Genomic DNA, 16,615 nt, shown 5'->3' on the forward strand with positions numbered 1-16,615 from the left:
GAGCAACGCAGGAGCCGCCATGAAGATCGCCTTTCAGATGGACCCGATCGGGGACGTGGATATCAACGCTGACAGCTCCTTTCGGCTTGCCGAAGAAGCGCAGGCGCGCGGCCATGAGTTGTTTTTCTACTCGCCCGACCATCTTGCCTATCAGGAGGGGCGCATCACGGCGCGCGGCCATGATCTGCGGGTGCAGCGGGTGCAGGGAGAGCACGCGCAACTTGGACATGCCCGTGAAGTGGATCTGGCAGGGTTCGATGTGATCTGGCTGCGCCAGGACCCGCCTTTCGACATGCACTACATCACTTCCACCCATCTGCTGGATCGTTTGACGCCGGAAGTTCTGGTGGTGAATGACCCGTTCTGGGTGCGGAACTATCCGGAAAAACTGCTGGTGCTCGACTTCCCCGATCTGACGCCGCCAACAAGCATCGCGCGCGATCTGACGACGATCAAAGCCTTCAAGGAAAAGCACGGCGATATCATCCTCAAGCCGCTTTACGGGAATGGCGGGGCGGGTGTTTTCCGCCTGGATGCGAACGACCTTAACCTGTCATCGCTCTATGAGCTGTTCACCGGGTTCTCGCGCGAGCCGCTGATCGTGCAGAAATTCCTGCCGGCGGTTTCGAAGGGGGACAAGCGGGTGATCCTCGTGGATGGTGAGCCGGTCGGTGCCATCAACCGGGTGCCTGCAGCGGGGGAGACACGCTCCAACATGCATGTGGGCGGGCGGCCTGAAAAGATCGGACTGACGGCGCGCGATCAGGAGATCTGTGCGGCAATCGGACCGTTGCTGAAAGAAAAGGGTCAGATCTTTGTCGGGATCGATGTCATTGGGGACTACCTGACGGAGATCAACGTCACTTCGCCAACCGGCATTCAGGAACTGGAACGGTTTGATGGTGTAAACATTGCTGGCAAAATCTGGGAAGCCATCGAGGCGCGTCGCGCCTAGGCATCGGCGGGGCTTGCCAATCGGAAGCTGATGGCCTCCGCGACGTGGGGGCGCTGCACGGTGTCGGCACCTTCCAAATCGGCAATGGTGCGCGCGACGCGCATGACGCGGTGGTATCCGCGGGCCGACAATCTGAACCGCTCCGCTGCCCGTAGCAGCAGATCGCGGCCCTCCGCGTCGGGTGTCGCGATTTCCTCCAAGGCCTCGCCTGCGGCATCGGCATTTGAGCGCATGTCGGACCTGTCGCCAAACCGGGCCTGTTGCACCGCCTGAGCCGCTGCGACCCGTGCGGCGACGGTGCTGGATTTCTCGCCATTGGCGGGCAGGTCCAGGTCCGTATAGGCGACGGGGGGCACATCGACGCGCAAGTCGAACCGGTCCATCAACGGCCCGGAGATCCGGCCCAGATAATCTTCTCCGCACTGCGGGACACGGGCGCAGGCGCGTTCCGGGTCGGCTAGATAGCCACACTTGCAGGGGTTCGCTGCCGCCACCAGCATGAAGCGACAGGGATACCGGACATGTGCATTGGCGCGCGAAATCATGACCTCACCGGTCTCAATTGGCTGGCGCAGTGTTTCCAGGACGTTTCGCTGGTATTCGGGAAACTCATCCATGAAGAGCACGCCGTTGTGGGCCAGCGACACTTCACCCGGCTTCGCCAGGCGCCCGCCGCCGATGATCGCCGCCATGGAGGAGGTGTGATGCGGATCGCGAAAGGGCCGGTCGCGGGTGATGCCGCCTTCGTCCAACAGACCGGCGACCGAGTGGATCATCGAGGTTTCCAGCGCCTCCAGCGCTGTCATCGGGGGCAGGATGCCGGGCAGGCGCTGCGCCAACATGGATTTGCCAGACCCCGGTGTGCCGATGAAGATCAGGTGGTGGCGCCCGGCGGCGGCAATTTCCAACGCGCGTTTGGCGCGCTCCTGCCCTTTGACTTCTGACAGGTCTTCGGTCAGTGCAGAAGCCGCGACTTCCCCCGGTTGAGCTTGCGCAATCGGCACCTGCCCGGTGAAATGGCGCACCACATCGCCGAGTGACCTGGCAGCAATCACCCTTGCGTCGCTGACCCATGCGGCCTCTTTTCCGCACTCTTCGGGACAAAGCAGGCCGAACCCTTCGGCGGCGGCCGTCATGGCGGCGGGCAATGCCCCTGTGACGGGCACGATCTTGCCGTCCAGCGATAGCTCCCCCAAAGCCACGACGGATTGCGTGATGTCGCGCGGGATAATCTCAAGTGCTGCGAGCAGCGAGACAGCAATCGGAAGATCGAAATGGCTGCCTTCCTTCGGCAAATCTGCCGGGCTGAGGTTGATGGTGACTTTCTTCGACGGAAAGGCGATGGCCATGCAGGAGAGAGCCGCGCGCACGCGCTCCTTGGCTTCGGAAACGGCCTTGTCGGGCAGGCCGACGATGCTGAACCCCGGCAAACCGGGTGCGAGCGAACATTGCACTTCGACAAGGCAGGCTTCCACCCCGCGAAACGCAACCGAATGTGCCACCGAGACCAAAACACCCCTCCATTCCGACGTGGTTAATCGGTACGTGAGGGGTGTTTACGAAAGGTTAATAGGTGCGGTGGTCCCGGTCACACAGGCCAGTCCGCCAAAGGGACAACCATCGGGTAAGGAAACGGATCGTATCTGGTCTTCAAACCGTCGGCGCGCCAGGTCTTGAAGGCAGGATCGTCGATCACTTTCATGCAATAGGCGCGGCTGGCCTGCGAGACCGGCAGGTCATAGCCGATGATCCGCGCGGCAACGGGGGCGTAGAATACATCCGCGAGGCAATAGTCGCCCATCAGCCATCCGTCTTTTGCCCCTGACAGCGCACGGGCAGAGGACCAGATATCTTCAAGGCGGTCCAGATTGGCCATCACGGCGTCCGAGGCTTCAAAGCCTTTGTTGACATGCTGCAGCTGCATTGGACAGGCGTCACGCAGGGCCGCAAAGCCCGATGCCATCTCTGCGCTGATCCAGCGCGCGCGGGCCCGCAGATGCGCTTCAGCTGGCCAGAAACCGGCCTCCGGGTGCCGCTCCGCCAGCGTTTCGGCCATCGCGAGTGTCTCACCGATGATATCGCCATCCGGCGTCTTGAGCACCGGCACCAGCCGCGCCGGTGCCAGCGGCGCGAGGTCTGCCGCCATCGTGCCGCTGTAAAGCCCTACCAGATGGGTCCGGTAAGACAGGCCAAATTTTTCCATCATCAGCCAACCCCTGAGGGACCAGCTGGAGAAGGTGCGATCGCCGATATACAAGTCATAGGTCATGGGGATGACGTTATCTTTTCGGCAGGGCCGGGATCAAACGAACTCTTGTGACGTGCCGGATCACGGACAGTGATTGATCTGGCTCACCGACGGGGTCCCACCTGACCAGACGATGCGCGTGCAGGAAAGGTTGTCGATCTCGTGGGACAGCGCCTTGTAGGGCGTGACCCCCAGACCGCGTTGCACCTGCGTGAGGATCACGCCGATATGAGCCACTGCGATGATCTCCGCATCGGGGTGGGCGGCGTTGAGCGCATCCACACGGGCGTTGACACGCGCCGCTGCCATGTTCCAGCTTTCACCTTGCGGCGGCTTCACGTCACCGGGCGTTTCCCAATAGGCGCGGCTGAGCGCCGGGTGCTCTTTGGCCACCTGGCTGAAATGCATCCCGTCCCACAGGCCGAAGTTGAACTCCCGCAACTCGCGATCGCTGGGCAGCCGATGGTGTGACGGCCCCTGAACCGCGTCCGCCGTTGCAGAAGCGCGGATCAGATCAGACGAAACCAACAGCGCCTCCTGTGGCAGGTGGTTTTGCAACCGAATGATGCGCGCCCTGTCCGACAGGTCGGCGGGCACATCCCGCCACCCCACAAAGGCCTTTTCATGTGTCGGGCCGTGCCGCACCCAGTGCCAGACCGTCATGGCAGCTGCCCCTTCAACACCGTGGGGAGACCGGCGGTGACAAAGACCGCCAGATCGGCTTGCGCAGCGAGCGCGATATTCAACCTGCCCTGAGCCTCGCGAAACCGCCGGGCGAGCGCGTTGTCTGGGACAATTCCGTGGCCCACCTCGTTGGAGACAACCACGCAGGGCGCGTTGCAGGATTTGAGATCCGACAGCAACCGCCTCTGTGCAGCATCGATGTCATTTTCATCCAGCATATGGTTGCTCAACCACATCGTGACACAGTCGATAAGCACGCCCTGACCCGATTCCAGCTTCTTCAGAACGGGTCCGAGCTCTAATTGTGCCTCAAAATTCACCCACCGGTCACTTCTGCGCGATTTATGCACCTCCACGCGCATTTTTATTTCGTCATCAAAGACACGCGAGGTTGCCAGATAAACTGGCTCTAAACGACTGCTTACCAAAAGGTTTTCGGCCCAAAGCGACTTCCCGGACGCGGCGCCACCTAGTACGAAGGTCAATTTTGGCAACATTTTATCAACCTTTGCGGTGAACCAATCGGGTGTATGGTGCGTATCTATATCAATTGTGCACGGCAAGGTGTGCTTCATCTGACTGGGAGATGTCGCTATGGCTTTGGATACTGCAAGAGATATGTCACTGTCTCGAACAGCGATGAAGGCGGAACTTTTGGACGCGGAGACGGAGTTGCGTCTCGCCTATGCATGGCGCGATGAGCGATGTGAGAAATCCCTACACCGGTTGATCACAGCCTACATGCGGCTCGCCATTTCCATGGCGTCCAAGTTCAAACGCTATGGCGCGCCCATGAACGACCTGATTCAGGAAGCAGGTCTGGGGCTGATGAAAGCGGCTGATAAGTTTGACCCTGACAGAGGCGTGCGCTTTTCGACCTATGCGGTGTGGTGGATCAAGGCGTCTATCCAGGACTATGTGATGCGCAACTGGTCGATGGTGCGGACGGGATCAACCTCTTCGCAAAAGTCGTTGTTCTTCAACATGCGTCGCGTTCAAGCGAGGCTGGAGCGTGAGAGCGCTGCGGCGGGCGAGGTTCTGGATCGGCACCAGCTGCGCCAGATGATCTCGACTGAGATTGGCGTGCCATTGCACGACGTCGAGATGATGGAGGGGCGTCTTTCGGGCTCGGATTATTCGCTGAACGCCACCCAGTCGACCGAGGACGAGGGGCGTGAATGGATTGACGCGCTGGAAGATGACAGCACGCAGGCTGCCGAGACGGTGGAGCATCAGCATGACACCGAACAGCTGCGCGAATGGCTTTTGCAAGCCATGGGAGATCTCAATGACCGGGAGCGGTTCATCGTGCGGGAACGCAAGCTGCGTGACCAGCCCCGTACGCTCGAAAGTCTCGGACAGGAGTTGAGCCTCAGCAAAGAGCGCGTCCGCCAGTTGGAGGCCGCGGCCTTCGGGAAAATGCGCAAGTCACTTGAAAACCAGTCACGCGAAGTGCATCACTTCTTGATGTGATCTGGCAAAAATTCTCGAAAATCATACTCTCGGGGGCGGTCGGTTTGGCCGCTCCTTTCGCGTATGCAGAGGTGGCGCTGCCACCGGCAGCAGAGGTCGCCGATGTCGTGTTCATCGGGGAACAGCATGACAACCCGGCCCATCATGCGCTGCAGGCCGGGTGGGTCGAAGCGCTTGCCCCCAAAGCGGTGGTTTTTGAAATGCTCACACCCGCGCAGGCGGCGTTGGTGACCGATGACAATCGTATCGCTGAAGAAACCCTGAACCGTGCGCTGCAATGGGAGGAGAGCGGCTGGCCCGACTTCACGATGTATTTTCCGATCTTTGATGCCGCGCCTGAGGCGGTGATCTACGGTGCGGCGGTCCCACGCGATCAGGTGCGTGGCCTGATGCAGCAGGAGGTGACGCAGGTGTTCGGTGCAGCGGACGCGGCACGGTTTGGACTTGATCGACCCCTTGAGGCGGATCAGCAGGCGCGTCGGGAAACCCTGCAGGCAGAGGCGCATTGCGATGCGTTGCCCGAGAACCTGTTGCCAATGATGGTGTCTGTGCAGCGGCTGCGCGATGCGGCGCTGGCGCGGGCCGCACTCGAGGCCTTTGAGCATGCGGGCGGACCTGTCGTTGTCATCACCGGCAACGGGCATGCACGCGCGGATTGGGGGGCGCCGGTCTACCTGCGTCATGCCGCGCCCGATCTTGCGGTATTTTCTCTGGCCCAGGGTGAGGAGGGTTCGGTCCCGCCAGGTCAATTCGACGCAACGGCGGATGGCCCAGGCGTGGATCGGGGCAACCCCTGCGATGCCTTTAACTGATCCGCGGGGGCTGGCGGTCGCGTCATACGCGGCATATGGTCGGAACGAATTCCACCCGGAAAGGGCGCATCATGCTGACCGGAAAACACATTCTGCTGATCATTGGCGGCGGCATAGCGGCCTTCAAATCGCTGGACCTGATCCGCAGGCTGCGTGAGCGGGGGGCCTCGGTCACCCCCGTGCTGACCAGGGCGGGGGAAGAATTTGTCACGCCGCTCTCTGTTTCCGCACTGGCGGGGCAGAAGGTTTACCGCGATCTCTTCGATCTGACGGATGAGGCAGAGATGGGGCATATCCAGCTCAGCCGGGTTGCTGATCTGGTGGTTGTTGCCCCGGCAACCGCTGACCTCATAGCGAAGATGGCTGGTGGTCTGGCAAATGATCTGGCCAGCACGGTGCTTTTGGCCACCGATACGCCGGTGCTTGTGGCGCCTGCGATGAACGTGCGCATGTGGCAGCATCCCGCAACCCAGCGTAACCTGACGACCCTGTCGCAGGATGATGTGTCCGTTGTCGGGCCCAATGACGGCGACATGGCCTGCGGTGAGTTTGGCCCCGGCCGTATGGCGGAGCCGCTGGAGATCGTGGCAGCCATAGAGGCGCGTGTCGCGGATGGCCCGCTGTCGGGCAAAAGGCTGATCGTGACATCCGGCCCGACGCATGAGCCGATTGACCCGGTGCGCTACATCGCCAACCGCTCCTCCGGTGCACAGGGGACGGCAATTGCCCGCGCGCTTGCGGCGCAGGGCGCTGAGGTGGTTTTTGTGACCGGACCGGCGGATGTGCCGCCACCGGGCGGCGTCGAGGTCATCCGCGTGCAGACGGCACGGGAAATGCAGGCAGCCGTGGAAGCCGCCCTGCCTGCGGATGCGGCCGTTTTTGCGGCCGCCGTTGCGGATTGGCGGGTGGAAGGGGCGAGCAGCCGCAAGCTGAAGAAAAGCAAGGACGGCTTGCCGCGCCTTGAGTTTGCAGAGAACCCGGACATTCTGCGGCAGGTGGCCCAGATGAAGAAAGGGCGTCCCGGATTGGTCATCGGCTTTGCCGCCGAAACAGATGACGTGGTGGAGAATGCGACAGCCAAACGAGCGCGCAAGGGCTGTGACTGGATCGTGGCCAATGACGTCTCCGAGGCGAGCGGCGTGATGGGGGGGGCGGAGAATACTGTTGTGATCATCGATGACAGTGGCACGGAGAGCTGGCCCACCTTGAGTAAATCCGACGTGGCGCGCCGCCTGGCAGAGCGCATTGCGGCGGCTCTGGGCTGAGTTCATGACGGAAGCTGTCGATATGGTTGAGGTGAAAGTGACCTATGGCGACGGCGCGGACACCACCGTGCCCCTGCCGTCCTATGAAACGACAGGTGCTGCGGGCGCGGACATTCGGGCGAACCTGCCAGAGGGGGACATCGAAATCACGCCCGGTGGCCGCGTTCTGATCCCAACGGGGCTCTACATGGAAATCCCGCCCGGTTTCGAGGTGCAGGTGCGCCCGCGATCCGGGCTTGCGCTGAAACACGGGCTGATGCTGGTCAACAGCCCCGGCACCATCGATAGCGACTACCGCGGCCCGGTGGGCATCATCGCTCTGAACGCGGGAGAACAGCCTTTTGTGGTCACGCACGGCATGCGCATCGCCCAACTTGTGGTGGCCCCGGTTGTGCAGGCGCGTTTTGCCCGCAGTGAAACGCTCAGCGAAACCGCGCGGGGCGCGGGCGGCTTTGGGTCGACAGGGGGGCACTGATGCTGCTGGTTCTTGCAATGGCGGCAGCGCTCTGGGGGATCGGCGGTGCGATGGGCGCCCCACGTACGACCCGGCTGACGATGATCGGGGCGCTTTACGTTGGTGTCCTGATCATTCATCTGACCTTGCCGGACGGCAGTCCGTTGCGCATGGCGACGGGAGAAAGCGCTGCGCTCTGGCTCATCCTGGGTGGGTTTGCTGTTCTGGTTTTCGCGTATCGCCGTATCCTGCTGGCGCTGCGCCGCCGGGCAGAGGTCACGCAGGCACCCGATATGGAGGCAGCCCCGAAACCGGGATTTAGCGAGGCGGAACTGAACCGCTACGCCCGCCATATCGTGCTCCGTGAAATTGGCGGGCCTGGTCAGAAGCGGCTGAAGGAGGCGAAGGTGCTGGTGATCGGCGCGGGCGGACTTGGTGCCCCGGCTCTGCAGTATCTGGCGGCGGCGGGCGTCGGCACCATCGGCGTGATCGACGATGACGCGGTGGAGAACGCAAATCTTCAGCGGCAGGTCATTCACAAGGATGCGGCCATTGGGACGCCCAAGGTGTTTTCCGCGCAGGCGGAGATGACGGCACAGAACCCGTATGTGATCGTGCGCCCCTACCACCGCCGTCTGACCGAAGAGATCGCGGCCGATCTCTTTGCCGACTATGATCTGGTGCTGGACGGCACCGACAACTTCGACACCAGGTACCTGGCCAACCGGGTGGCAGTGGCGCAGAAAATGCCACTGATTTCCGGAGCGCTGAGCCAATGGGAAGGGCAGTTGAGCGTCTTTGACCCAGCGCAGGACGCGCCCTGCTACCAATGCATCTTTCCGCAAGCCCCTGCACCTGAACTTGCGCCCTCTTGCGCGGAGGCGGGCGTGCTGAGCCCCTTGCCCGGCGTGATTGGCGCGATGATGGCTTCTGAGGCCATCAAACTGATCACCGGGGCGGGCACCGTTCTGCGGGGGCAGATGGTGATCTATGATGCGCTCTACGGGGAAAGCCGCACGATTTCGATTGCGCGCCGCGCTGACTGTCCGATCTGCGGGAACGCTGCGGACAGATGATCCGGAGAATCCGCGCCGATTGCGAAGGCGCGGCTTGTGCATCCCTGCCCGCAAACCTAGCTTGACGGACAAAGGAGAGCCGCAATGACAAACCCCCTGCTGCAGGATTGGACCACACCGTTTCAGATTGCGCCGTTCGACCGGATTTCAGATGATGATTTTGCGCCGGCTCTGACAACGGCCCTGGCGGAACATCGTGCCGAAATCGACGCGATTGCCGGCTCCGACGACGCGCCGGATTTCGCCAATACGATCGAGGCACTGGAGGCGGCAGGGCATGCGCTGCATCAGGTCTTGGGCGCATTTTTTGCGGTGGCGGGCGCGGACAGCAATCCGGAACGCGAGGCGTTGCAGCGCGACTTCTCGCCCAAGCTCGCCGCGCATTTCGCGGAGATTTCGGGCAACAAGGCGCTTTTCGCGCGTGTGGCAGCGGTCTGGGAGGCGCGGGCAGAGGCGGACCTGACAGCAGAGCAGGAACGGGTCCTGATGCTGACGCACCGCAACTTCGTACGGGCAGGTGCGGCGCTGGAAGGCGATGAAGAAAACCGCATGAAAGAGATCAAAAGCCGCCTTGCCGTGCTGGGCACGGAATTTACACAAAACCTGCTTGCGGATGAGCGGGACTGGTTCATGCCACTGGCCGATGCTGATCTCGAAGGCCTGCCGGATTTTGTCATCCGCGCCGCGCGGGCAGCAGGTGAGGAAAAGGAGGCGGGCGGGCCGGTTGTCACTCTGTCGCGCTCGCTCATTGTGCCGTTTCTGCAATTCTCACCACGGCGCGATCTGCGTGAGATCGCCTTCAACGCCTGGACGGCACGCGGTGCCAATGGTGGCGAGACGGACAACCGGGCCATTGCCGCCGAAATCCTTGGCCTACGCGAGGAACGTGCCCGTCTGCTCGGGTACGAAAGCTTTGCGACCTACAAGCTGGAAACGGAAATGGCCAAGACGCCGGAGGCGGTGCGCGATCTGTTGATGGCAGTATGGACACCGGCCCGTGCGCAGGCGGAAGCAGATGCTGAAGTGCTGACCCGCATGATGCAGGAAGACGGTGTGAATGGTCCGCTGGCGCCCTGGGACTGGCGCTATTATTCCGAAAAACGGCGGGTGGCCGAGCACGATCTGGATGAGGCGGCGCTCAAGCCTTACTTCCAACTGGAGCGCATGATCGAGGCCTCTTTTGCCTGTGCCACACGGCTCTTTGGGCTCGCCTTCAAACCGCTCGATATCCCGCTCTATCATCCCGATTGCCGTGCCTGGGAAGTGACCCGCAACGGCCAGCATGTGGCGGTGTTCATCGGTGACTATTTCGCGCGCGGCTCAAAGCGGTCCGGCGCGTGGTGTTCCGCAATGCGCGGGCAGGCAAAGTTTCCCAAGGTGCAGGCGCCGGTCGTGATCAACGTCTGCAACTTTGCCAAAGGCGATCCGGCACTCTTGTCTTACGACGATGCGCGCACTCTGTTTCACGAGTTTGGCCATGCTTTGCACCAGATGCTGTCCGATGTGACCTATGAGAGCATCTCGGGAACGTCGGTGGCGCGGGACTTTGTCGAACTGCCCAGCCAGCTCTATGAACACTGGCTGGATGTGCCGCAGGTTCTGGGTGAATTCGCTACACATGCTGATACCGGCGCGCCCATGCCGCAAGAGCTGCTGGACAAGGTGCTGGCGGCCGCCACCTATGACATGGGCTTCCAGACCGTCGAATACGTCGCCTCCGCCCTTGTCGATCTTGATTTCCACGAGGGGGCCGCGCCGTCTGACCCGATGGCGCGCCAACGCGACGTGCTTGAGGCGTTGGGCATGCCGGCGGCAATCACCATGCGTCATGCCACGCCGCATTTCGCCCATGTCTTTGCCGGAGATGGCTATTCGAGCGGATACTACAGCTACATGTGGTCGGAAGTGATGGATGCCGACGCCTTTCAGGCTTTTGAGGAAGCGGGGGGCGCATTTGATCCCGACCGGGCTGCGGCGCTGGAAGAGCATATTCTTTCAAAAGGCGGTAGCCAGGATGCGGCTGAACTCTACACGGCATTCCGCGGGCGGCTGCCCGGCGTGGAGGCCTTGTTGAAAGGACGTGGTCTGGCGCCGGTGTAATTCAGTAGCCGCTGCTGCGATCAACCAGATGCAGAAAGGGTTCGCCCGCTTCACCCCGGCGAATGTTCTCGGCGATCACCTCAGCGGCGGTCACGGGCCGCGTCTCTGCGGCCACATGTGGGGTCACGGTGATCTTTGGATGGGCCCAGAACGGATGCTCTTGTGGCAGTGGTTCGACACGGAACACGTCTAGTGTTGCGCCTGCTACGCGCCCTTGATCCAGAGCCTCCAATAGCGCGTCATCGTCAATCAATGGGCCCCGCCCGGGGTTTATGACAAAGGCACCCTTGGGCAATTGCGCAAGGGCCTGCGCATCCAGCGTGTTTTGCGTTGCCGGTGTGTCGGGTAGCAGCAGGATGAGAATCTCGGCCGTGTTCAGCGCAGTGCTCAGCCCATCTGTGCCGTGGTGCATGGAGACACCGGGCACATCCCTCGCGCTGCGGCTCCAGCCATTGACGTGAAAGCCCAGGCTGCTCAGCGTGGCCGCGACCGCACTGCCCAACGCGCCCATGCCCAGAATGCAGACCCGTCTTTCAGAGGCCAGCGGCGGGGTGTGCGGCGTCCACGCCTGCTGCGGGTTCACGATGTGCCGGTCCATTCCGAGATGGTAGCGCATCACATGCCCGGCCACCCATTCGGTCATGGATTTGGTCATGCCCGGATCGACCATACGCGCGAGCGGGATCTTCAGGGTCGGGTTCTTGACCATACCCTCGACACCGGCCCAGAGGTTCAGAACGGCCTTGGCACGGGTGTAGGGTGTAAAATCCTGCAACGGTGAATTCGGCGCGTAGACAATGTAATCGACGTCCGCCGGGGCAAAATCGCGGGAGAGGTGAGCGGCTATCCCCTTCGCTTCAAAAGCGGTGTTGAGAGGCGTCTCGTAGGTGGCCCAGCGATCTGCATGGGCGGCAAAAAGGACAGTCACGGTCATATCGGGTCGGCTATCTCAACCGGTGCACATGGGCGCTTTGCATCAGGCCAAAGGCGAGCATCAGCACCAGCATGGCCGACCCGCCGTAGCTGACCATCGGCAGGGGCACGCCGACGACCGGTGCCAGCCCCATGACCATCGACATGTTCACCGCGAAAAACAGGAAGAAGTTAAGCGCGATCCCGAGGATGAGCAGCGAGGAAAAGCGATCCTTGTTGGTCAGGGCGGACCAGATGCAGAAAACGATGATCAGCGCATAGAGCCCCAAAAGCGATATGCCGCCCAGAAACCCGAACTCCTCCGCCAGGGTCGTGAAGATGAAATCGGTGTGTTTTTCCGGCAGAAAATTCAAGCGGCTTTGTGTGCCCTGCATGAAACCCCGCCCGGTCCAGCCGCCAGAGCCAAGCGCAATCTTTGACTGGGTGATGTGATAGCCCGCGCCCAGCGGGTCCGTACTGGGATCGAGGAAGGTGTCGATGCGCCGGAACTGATAATCCTTGATCAGCTGCCATTCGGTGCCGCGGGATTGGAAAACGGTTGTCACCAGACCGATGACGCTGGCCAGAACCGCGGCAAAATACGCCCAGTGCACGCCCGCCAGGAACATCAACCCGCCGCCCGCCGCCAGCAGGAGGATTGACGTGCCGAGATCAGGTTGCCGCAGAACCAGCAATGTGGGGATGATGATCGCAATCACCGGGATCAGCACCCAGAACGGGTGGGACGTGCGTTTTGCGGGCAACCAGTCGTAGTAGGCTGCAAGAAACATCACCAACGTGATTTTCATCAGTTCCGAGGGTTGCAGCCGCATGAAGCCGAGATCAATCCAGCGCTGCGCGCCCATGCCGACGGTACCGAAGAGCTCCACCGCGACCAGCAGGGCGACCGTGAGCAGATAACCCACACCTGCCAGCGATCGCCAGAACCAGATGGGCACCATGGCCACCCCGATCATCAGTGCAAACCCCATGGCAAAGCGCTTCATCTGCGGTTCGGCCCAAGGGCTGAACGACCCGCCCGCGACTGAATAGAGCATTAGGAAGCCCGCGCCGGAGACGGATGCCAGCAAGAGCGCCACCGGCCAGTTCAGGTAGAAAATCTTGCGGAACCCGACGGGCGCGCTTTTGACGGCATATTCGAGGTAGCTCATGCCTGATCCCGCCCAACAAACGAGGCCTGTGGTTCCATGCCGCGCAGCTTTTCCTGCTGCTCTTCGATGCGCTCGCGGTCTTTGGCGGGATAGGCCTCAAGCGGGGGCTGCCCGCCATAGAGCGCCTGCAGGGTGATATCGCGCGCAATGGGGGCTGCGGCCTTGGATCCACCACCGCCATGTTCGACCACGACAGCCACGGCATATTTCGGCGCTTCAATCGGCGCAAAATTCACAAAAAGCGCGTGATCCCGTCGCTCCCAAGGCAGGTCCTCGTTGCGGATGACGCCGGCGCGTCTTTCCGCTGCGGTGATGTTACGGACCTGGCTTGTGCCGGTCTTGCCCGCCATGCGCATCGCATCCTCGATGATGCGCGATCCATAGGCCGTCCCGCGCCGATCATTGACCACCGCATTCATCGCCCGCCGCATTTTGCGCAGGTTATTTTCATTCATCCCAAGGCTTTCGCCGCCGCGCGAGGGTTGTTCGACCCCGTCAACGGATTTGATCAGACGCGGCTCGACCGCGCGCCCGGTTGCGATGCGGGCGGACATGACGGCCAGCTGCATCGGCGAGGCGAGCATGAAGCCCTGACCGATGGAAACGTTGACCGTATCGCCCACGCGCCAGCTCTGCCCGTAGGTTTGCTGTTTCCATTCCATGTTGGGCGCAAGCCCCTGGGCCACGGCGGACATCGGGACGTCATGCTTGATGCCGAGGCCAAAGCGCCGCGCCATATCGGAAATCTTCTCGATGCCGACCTTGATCGCCAGATCATAGTAGTAGACGTCGCAGGACCGTTTGAGCGAGGTCTGCAGATCGACCCACCCGTGGCCTGCGCGCTTCCAGCAGTGAAAACGACGCCCGGAGACGGTCAGATGGCCGGGGCAATAGACCGTCTCATCCGGGCCGATCAGCCCTGCTTCCAGCGCGGCCATGGCGGTAACCATTTTAAACGTCGATCCGGGCGGGTAGAGGCCTTGCACCGTCTTGCTGGCGAGCGGGCGATACTTGTTTCCCGTCAGTGAGCTGTAATCCTTGACCGAAATACCGCGCACAAAGAGGTTGGGATCGAATGTGGGGGCGGACGCACAGGCCAGAACATCCCCGTGTTCACAGTCGATGACCACGGCGCTGGCGCTTTCCTGATCGAGCCGCGCCTGCACGTAGCCTTGCAATTTGGCGTCGATTGTCAGTTGGATATCGGATCCGGGCGTTCCTTCGCGCCGGTCCAACTCGCGCATGACCCGTCCGGCGGCGTTGACCTCGACACGTTTGGCACCGGCCTTGCCGCGCAGCACAGGTTCCAGCTTGGTCTCGACGCCGACCTTGCCGATCTGAAACCGCGGGATGCGCAGCACCGGCTCGGGGTCGGCGATTTTTTCCAGGTCGTAGTCCGAGACCGGGCCGACGTACCCCAAGACATGCGCGAAATCAGATCCTTGTGGATAGACGCGGCTCAGGCCCACCTCCGGGGTGACACCGGGCAGCGCCGGTGCGTTGACCGAGACGCGGCTGATGTCTTCCCACCGCACATCCTCGGCGATGGTGACGGGGAGAAAGGACGGCGAGCGTTTCAATTCGTCCTTCGTGCGCTCGATATCCTCGGGCGCCAGTGGAATGATCTGGGACAGACGGTGCAGAACCTCGTCCGTATCGCCCGCATCTTCGCGCACGATCACGATCCGGTACGACGGCGCGTTCTGGGCGAGCCGCGTGCCGTTGCGGTCAAAGACCTCGCCACGCGACGGGGGGATGAGGCGTACGTTGATGCGGTTCTCTTCCGCCAGCAGCCGGAACTGATCCGCCTGATCCACCTGCAAGAACCGCATGCGCGCGGCCAGGCCGCCGATGAACAACAGCTGCGCACCGCCCAAGAGAGCGGCGCGCCGCGAGATCCGGCGGTGGCTGAAATCTGTTTCGGCACGGGTCTTTTTCATGCTCGCTCTCCCGCTGGGACGTCAGGGCAGGTCATATACGGCCTCCGGATCCATCTACATCGCCCGGCGTTGCCTTGCGCACCCCCATGAAACCGTGGGTGATGGCAACAACAAGCGGATAGAACAGTATTGTCATGATGGCCTCGAAGACCGTCAAGCCAAAGGGAGGCAAATCGACTAGGGTGATCATCAATCCTGCGCGATAGGCGACAGTGATCATGATGACGACAGCACACACAGCGAGCCACTCGCCGGGAAATCCGGTGTCCCGCAGACTGCGCGCACGCTGTTTCAGGCTTTCGCATCCCAACAGCGCCAGAAGCGCCCAGAGCCCGGGGGGGCGCTGCAGCAACAAATCCGCCAGCAGGAACAGTCCGGCCAGCGCAAGGGTGGGCACGAATTCCGGTCGTCGGAGAGACCATGCGCAGGCAAACCCAAGCAACAGATCCGGTCCAACCCACCGGCGGGGCGTGGTTTCCAGAGGCAGCAGGTGGAAAAACAGGATCACACAGACCAGAAACGCAAAAGCGATCCGCATGCTCCAGAGCCGGGCCTGTGGAAGCTCGCTCACTGGCTGACCTCCTCTTGCGCAACGACGGGCTGGGCGGGCAACTGAGGTCCGATGATCTGGGCGGCGTCGGAAACCGGATCCGTACCGTGATGGCGCAGGACGCGCAGAAACTCGAGGCGCTGATAGTCGGCGGCCAGACGGACCCGCAGCTTGCCGGTCGGGTCCAGCGCCACCTGACCGATCAGCAGGCCGGCCGGAAAGACGCCGCCATCGCCGGAACTGATCACCCGGTGGCCGGGGCGGACCAGATCGCTATCCTCAAGAAACTCGATCGGCGGGGCTGCGGAGTTGTCACCAGAGACGATGACCCTTTGACCCGAAGGCTGGATCACTGCGGGGATACGGCTGGACGCATCGGTCAGCAGGATCACGCGGGCGGTATTTTCACCGACCCCGGAAATGCGCCCAACGACGCCGATCCCGTCCATCGTGGCCCAGCCATCCACAACGCCGTCCCGCGCGCCAACATTCAGCAGCACGGATTGCCGGAACGGGGAGCCGCTGTCGGCGAGAACAACGCCGGTGATATAGGTCAGACGCGGGTCGAGGCGTACGTTGTTGAGGTCCAGCAACCGGGCGTTTTCCTGCTCCAGCTGCAGGGCGGCCTCTTTCCACGCCTGCATGCGGCGCAACTCCGAGCGTAATTCGCGGTTTTGTTCGGCCAGGCGCTGATAGCTCTGGAAGTCTTTCAGCAGGTTGATCGCGCCGGTGACCGGGGCCATGGCCCAATCCAGGCTGGGTACAAACTTATCCGTCACCTGTGCGCGAAACCGCTCCACCCGCGGGCTGTCGATGCGCCAGACCAGAAAGATCGCAAGCAGGCACAGGACAATCACACTGAGCAGCAGCCGGCGGACCGGGCCGGTATATTCGCTGCTGGATCGCTCTTTCGCCATTTTCTGGCCGTCTCCTGCCCCTCAAGCTGGCAGGGCAAACCTGCCGCTGATCGGGGT

Annotated in this window: 16 protein-coding genes; 7 read left to right on the forward strand and 9 right to left on the reverse strand. The window is 62.1% G+C overall.

The window, feature by feature from the left end:
- The first annotated feature begins 19 nt into the window (after positions 1 to 19).
- Positions 20 to 955: a glutathione synthase gene (gene gshB / locus ISX84_RS06825; RefSeq protein ID WP_195819604.1), complete on the forward strand. Its 936-nt coding sequence runs from the start codon at positions 20 to 22 to the stop codon at positions 953 to 955.
- Here gshB and ISX84_RS06830 read toward each other — a convergent pair.
- The 4 genes from ISX84_RS06830 to cobU form a co-directional block, all read right to left on the reverse strand.
- Positions 952 to 2,466 carry a YifB family Mg chelatase-like AAA ATPase gene (locus ISX84_RS06830; protein ID WP_195819605.1) on the reverse strand — a complete coding sequence of 505 codons (1,515 nt, stop codon included), beginning with the start codon at positions 2,464 to 2,466 and terminating at the stop codon, positions 952 to 954. The two genes, gshB and ISX84_RS06830, sit on opposite strands and share 4 nt — an antisense overlap.
- 77 nt (positions 2,467 to 2,543) lie before the next feature.
- Positions 2,544 to 3,224, reverse strand: a complete 681-nt coding sequence (locus tag ISX84_RS06835) for a glutathione S-transferase (RefSeq protein ID WP_195819606.1) — start codon at positions 3,222 to 3,224, stop codon at positions 2,544 to 2,546.
- Positions 3,225 to 3,284: 60 nt separating this feature from the next.
- A complete protein-coding gene (locus tag ISX84_RS06840; protein ID WP_195819607.1) occupies positions 3,285 to 3,866 on the reverse strand; it encodes a histidine phosphatase family protein in 582 nt (193 codons plus the stop codon).
- Positions 3,863 to 4,384: a bifunctional adenosylcobinamide kinase/adenosylcobinamide-phosphate guanylyltransferase gene (gene cobU, locus ISX84_RS06845; RefSeq protein ID WP_195820257.1), complete on the reverse strand. Its 522-nt coding sequence runs from the start codon at positions 4,382 to 4,384 to the stop codon at positions 3,863 to 3,865. The genes ISX84_RS06840 and cobU overlap by 4 nt, the downstream gene beginning before the upstream one ends.
- Positions 4,385 to 4,481: 97 nt before the next feature.
- Between cobU and ISX84_RS06850 the strand changes: the two genes are divergently transcribed.
- The 6 genes from ISX84_RS06850 (at position 4,482) to ISX84_RS06875 (ending at position 11,067) form a co-directional block, all read left to right on the forward strand.
- Positions 4,482 to 5,360, forward strand: coding sequence for an RNA polymerase factor sigma-32 (locus ISX84_RS06850; RefSeq protein ID WP_195819608.1), 879 nt, complete (start codon positions 4,482 to 4,484; stop codon positions 5,358 to 5,360).
- 44 nt (positions 5,361 to 5,404) lie between these two features.
- A complete protein-coding gene (locus tag ISX84_RS06855; RefSeq protein ID WP_229884166.1) occupies positions 5,405 to 6,172 on the forward strand; it encodes a ChaN family lipoprotein in 768 nt (255 codons plus the stop codon).
- Between the two features lie 71 nt (positions 6,173 to 6,243).
- Positions 6,244 to 7,437 carry a bifunctional phosphopantothenoylcysteine decarboxylase/phosphopantothenate--cysteine ligase CoaBC gene (gene coaBC / locus ISX84_RS06860; protein ID WP_229884167.1) on the forward strand — a complete coding sequence of 398 codons (1,194 nt, stop codon included), beginning with the start codon at positions 6,244 to 6,246 and terminating at the stop codon, positions 7,435 to 7,437.
- Between the two features lie 22 nt (positions 7,438 to 7,459).
- Entirely contained in the window at positions 7,460 to 7,912 is a 453-nt protein-coding gene (gene dut, locus ISX84_RS06865) for a dUTP diphosphatase (RefSeq protein WP_195820260.1), read from the forward strand.
- Entirely contained in the window at positions 7,912 to 8,967 is a 1,056-nt protein-coding gene (locus ISX84_RS06870) for a HesA/MoeB/ThiF family protein (protein ID WP_195819609.1), read from the forward strand. Before dut ends, ISX84_RS06870 begins: the two co-directional genes overlap by 1 nt.
- 84 nt (positions 8,968 to 9,051) lie before the next feature.
- Positions 9,052 to 11,067, forward strand: a complete 2,016-nt coding sequence (locus ISX84_RS06875) for a M3 family metallopeptidase (protein WP_195819610.1) — start codon at positions 9,052 to 9,054, stop codon at positions 11,065 to 11,067.
- A gap of 1 nt (position 11,068) precedes the next feature.
- Here the strand turns inward: ISX84_RS06875 and ISX84_RS06880 are convergent, their stop codons facing one another.
- From ISX84_RS06880 to mreC, 5 genes are read right to left on the reverse strand one after another with little or no spacing between them, the layout of a single operon-like run.
- Entirely contained in the window at positions 11,069 to 12,001 is a 933-nt protein-coding gene (locus ISX84_RS06880) for a 2-hydroxyacid dehydrogenase (protein ID WP_195819611.1), read from the reverse strand.
- 10 nt (positions 12,002 to 12,011) lie between these two features.
- A complete protein-coding gene (gene rodA / locus ISX84_RS06885) occupies positions 12,012 to 13,151 on the reverse strand; it encodes a rod shape-determining protein RodA (protein WP_195819612.1) in 1,140 nt (379 codons plus the stop codon).
- Positions 13,148 to 15,091 carry a penicillin-binding protein 2 gene (gene mrdA, locus ISX84_RS06890; RefSeq protein ID WP_195819613.1) on the reverse strand — a complete coding sequence of 648 codons (1,944 nt, stop codon included), beginning with the start codon at positions 15,089 to 15,091 and terminating at the stop codon, positions 13,148 to 13,150. Before mrdA ends, rodA begins: the two co-directional genes overlap by 4 nt.
- 31 nt (positions 15,092 to 15,122) lie before the next feature.
- A complete protein-coding gene (locus ISX84_RS06895; protein WP_299859329.1) occupies positions 15,123 to 15,662 on the reverse strand; it encodes a rod shape-determining protein MreD in 540 nt (179 codons plus the stop codon).
- Complete coding sequence (mreC, locus tag ISX84_RS06900) at positions 15,659 to 16,558, reverse strand: rod shape-determining protein MreC (RefSeq protein WP_195819614.1); 900 nt, start codon at positions 16,556 to 16,558, stop codon at positions 15,659 to 15,661. The genes ISX84_RS06895 and mreC overlap by 4 nt, the downstream gene beginning before the upstream one ends.
- Positions 16,559 to 16,615 lie beyond the last annotated feature (57 nt).

It is taken from the genome of Roseobacter sp. MH60115 (assembly GCF_015644665.1).
GTDB lineage: Bacteria > Pseudomonadota > Alphaproteobacteria > Rhodobacterales > Rhodobacteraceae > Roseobacter.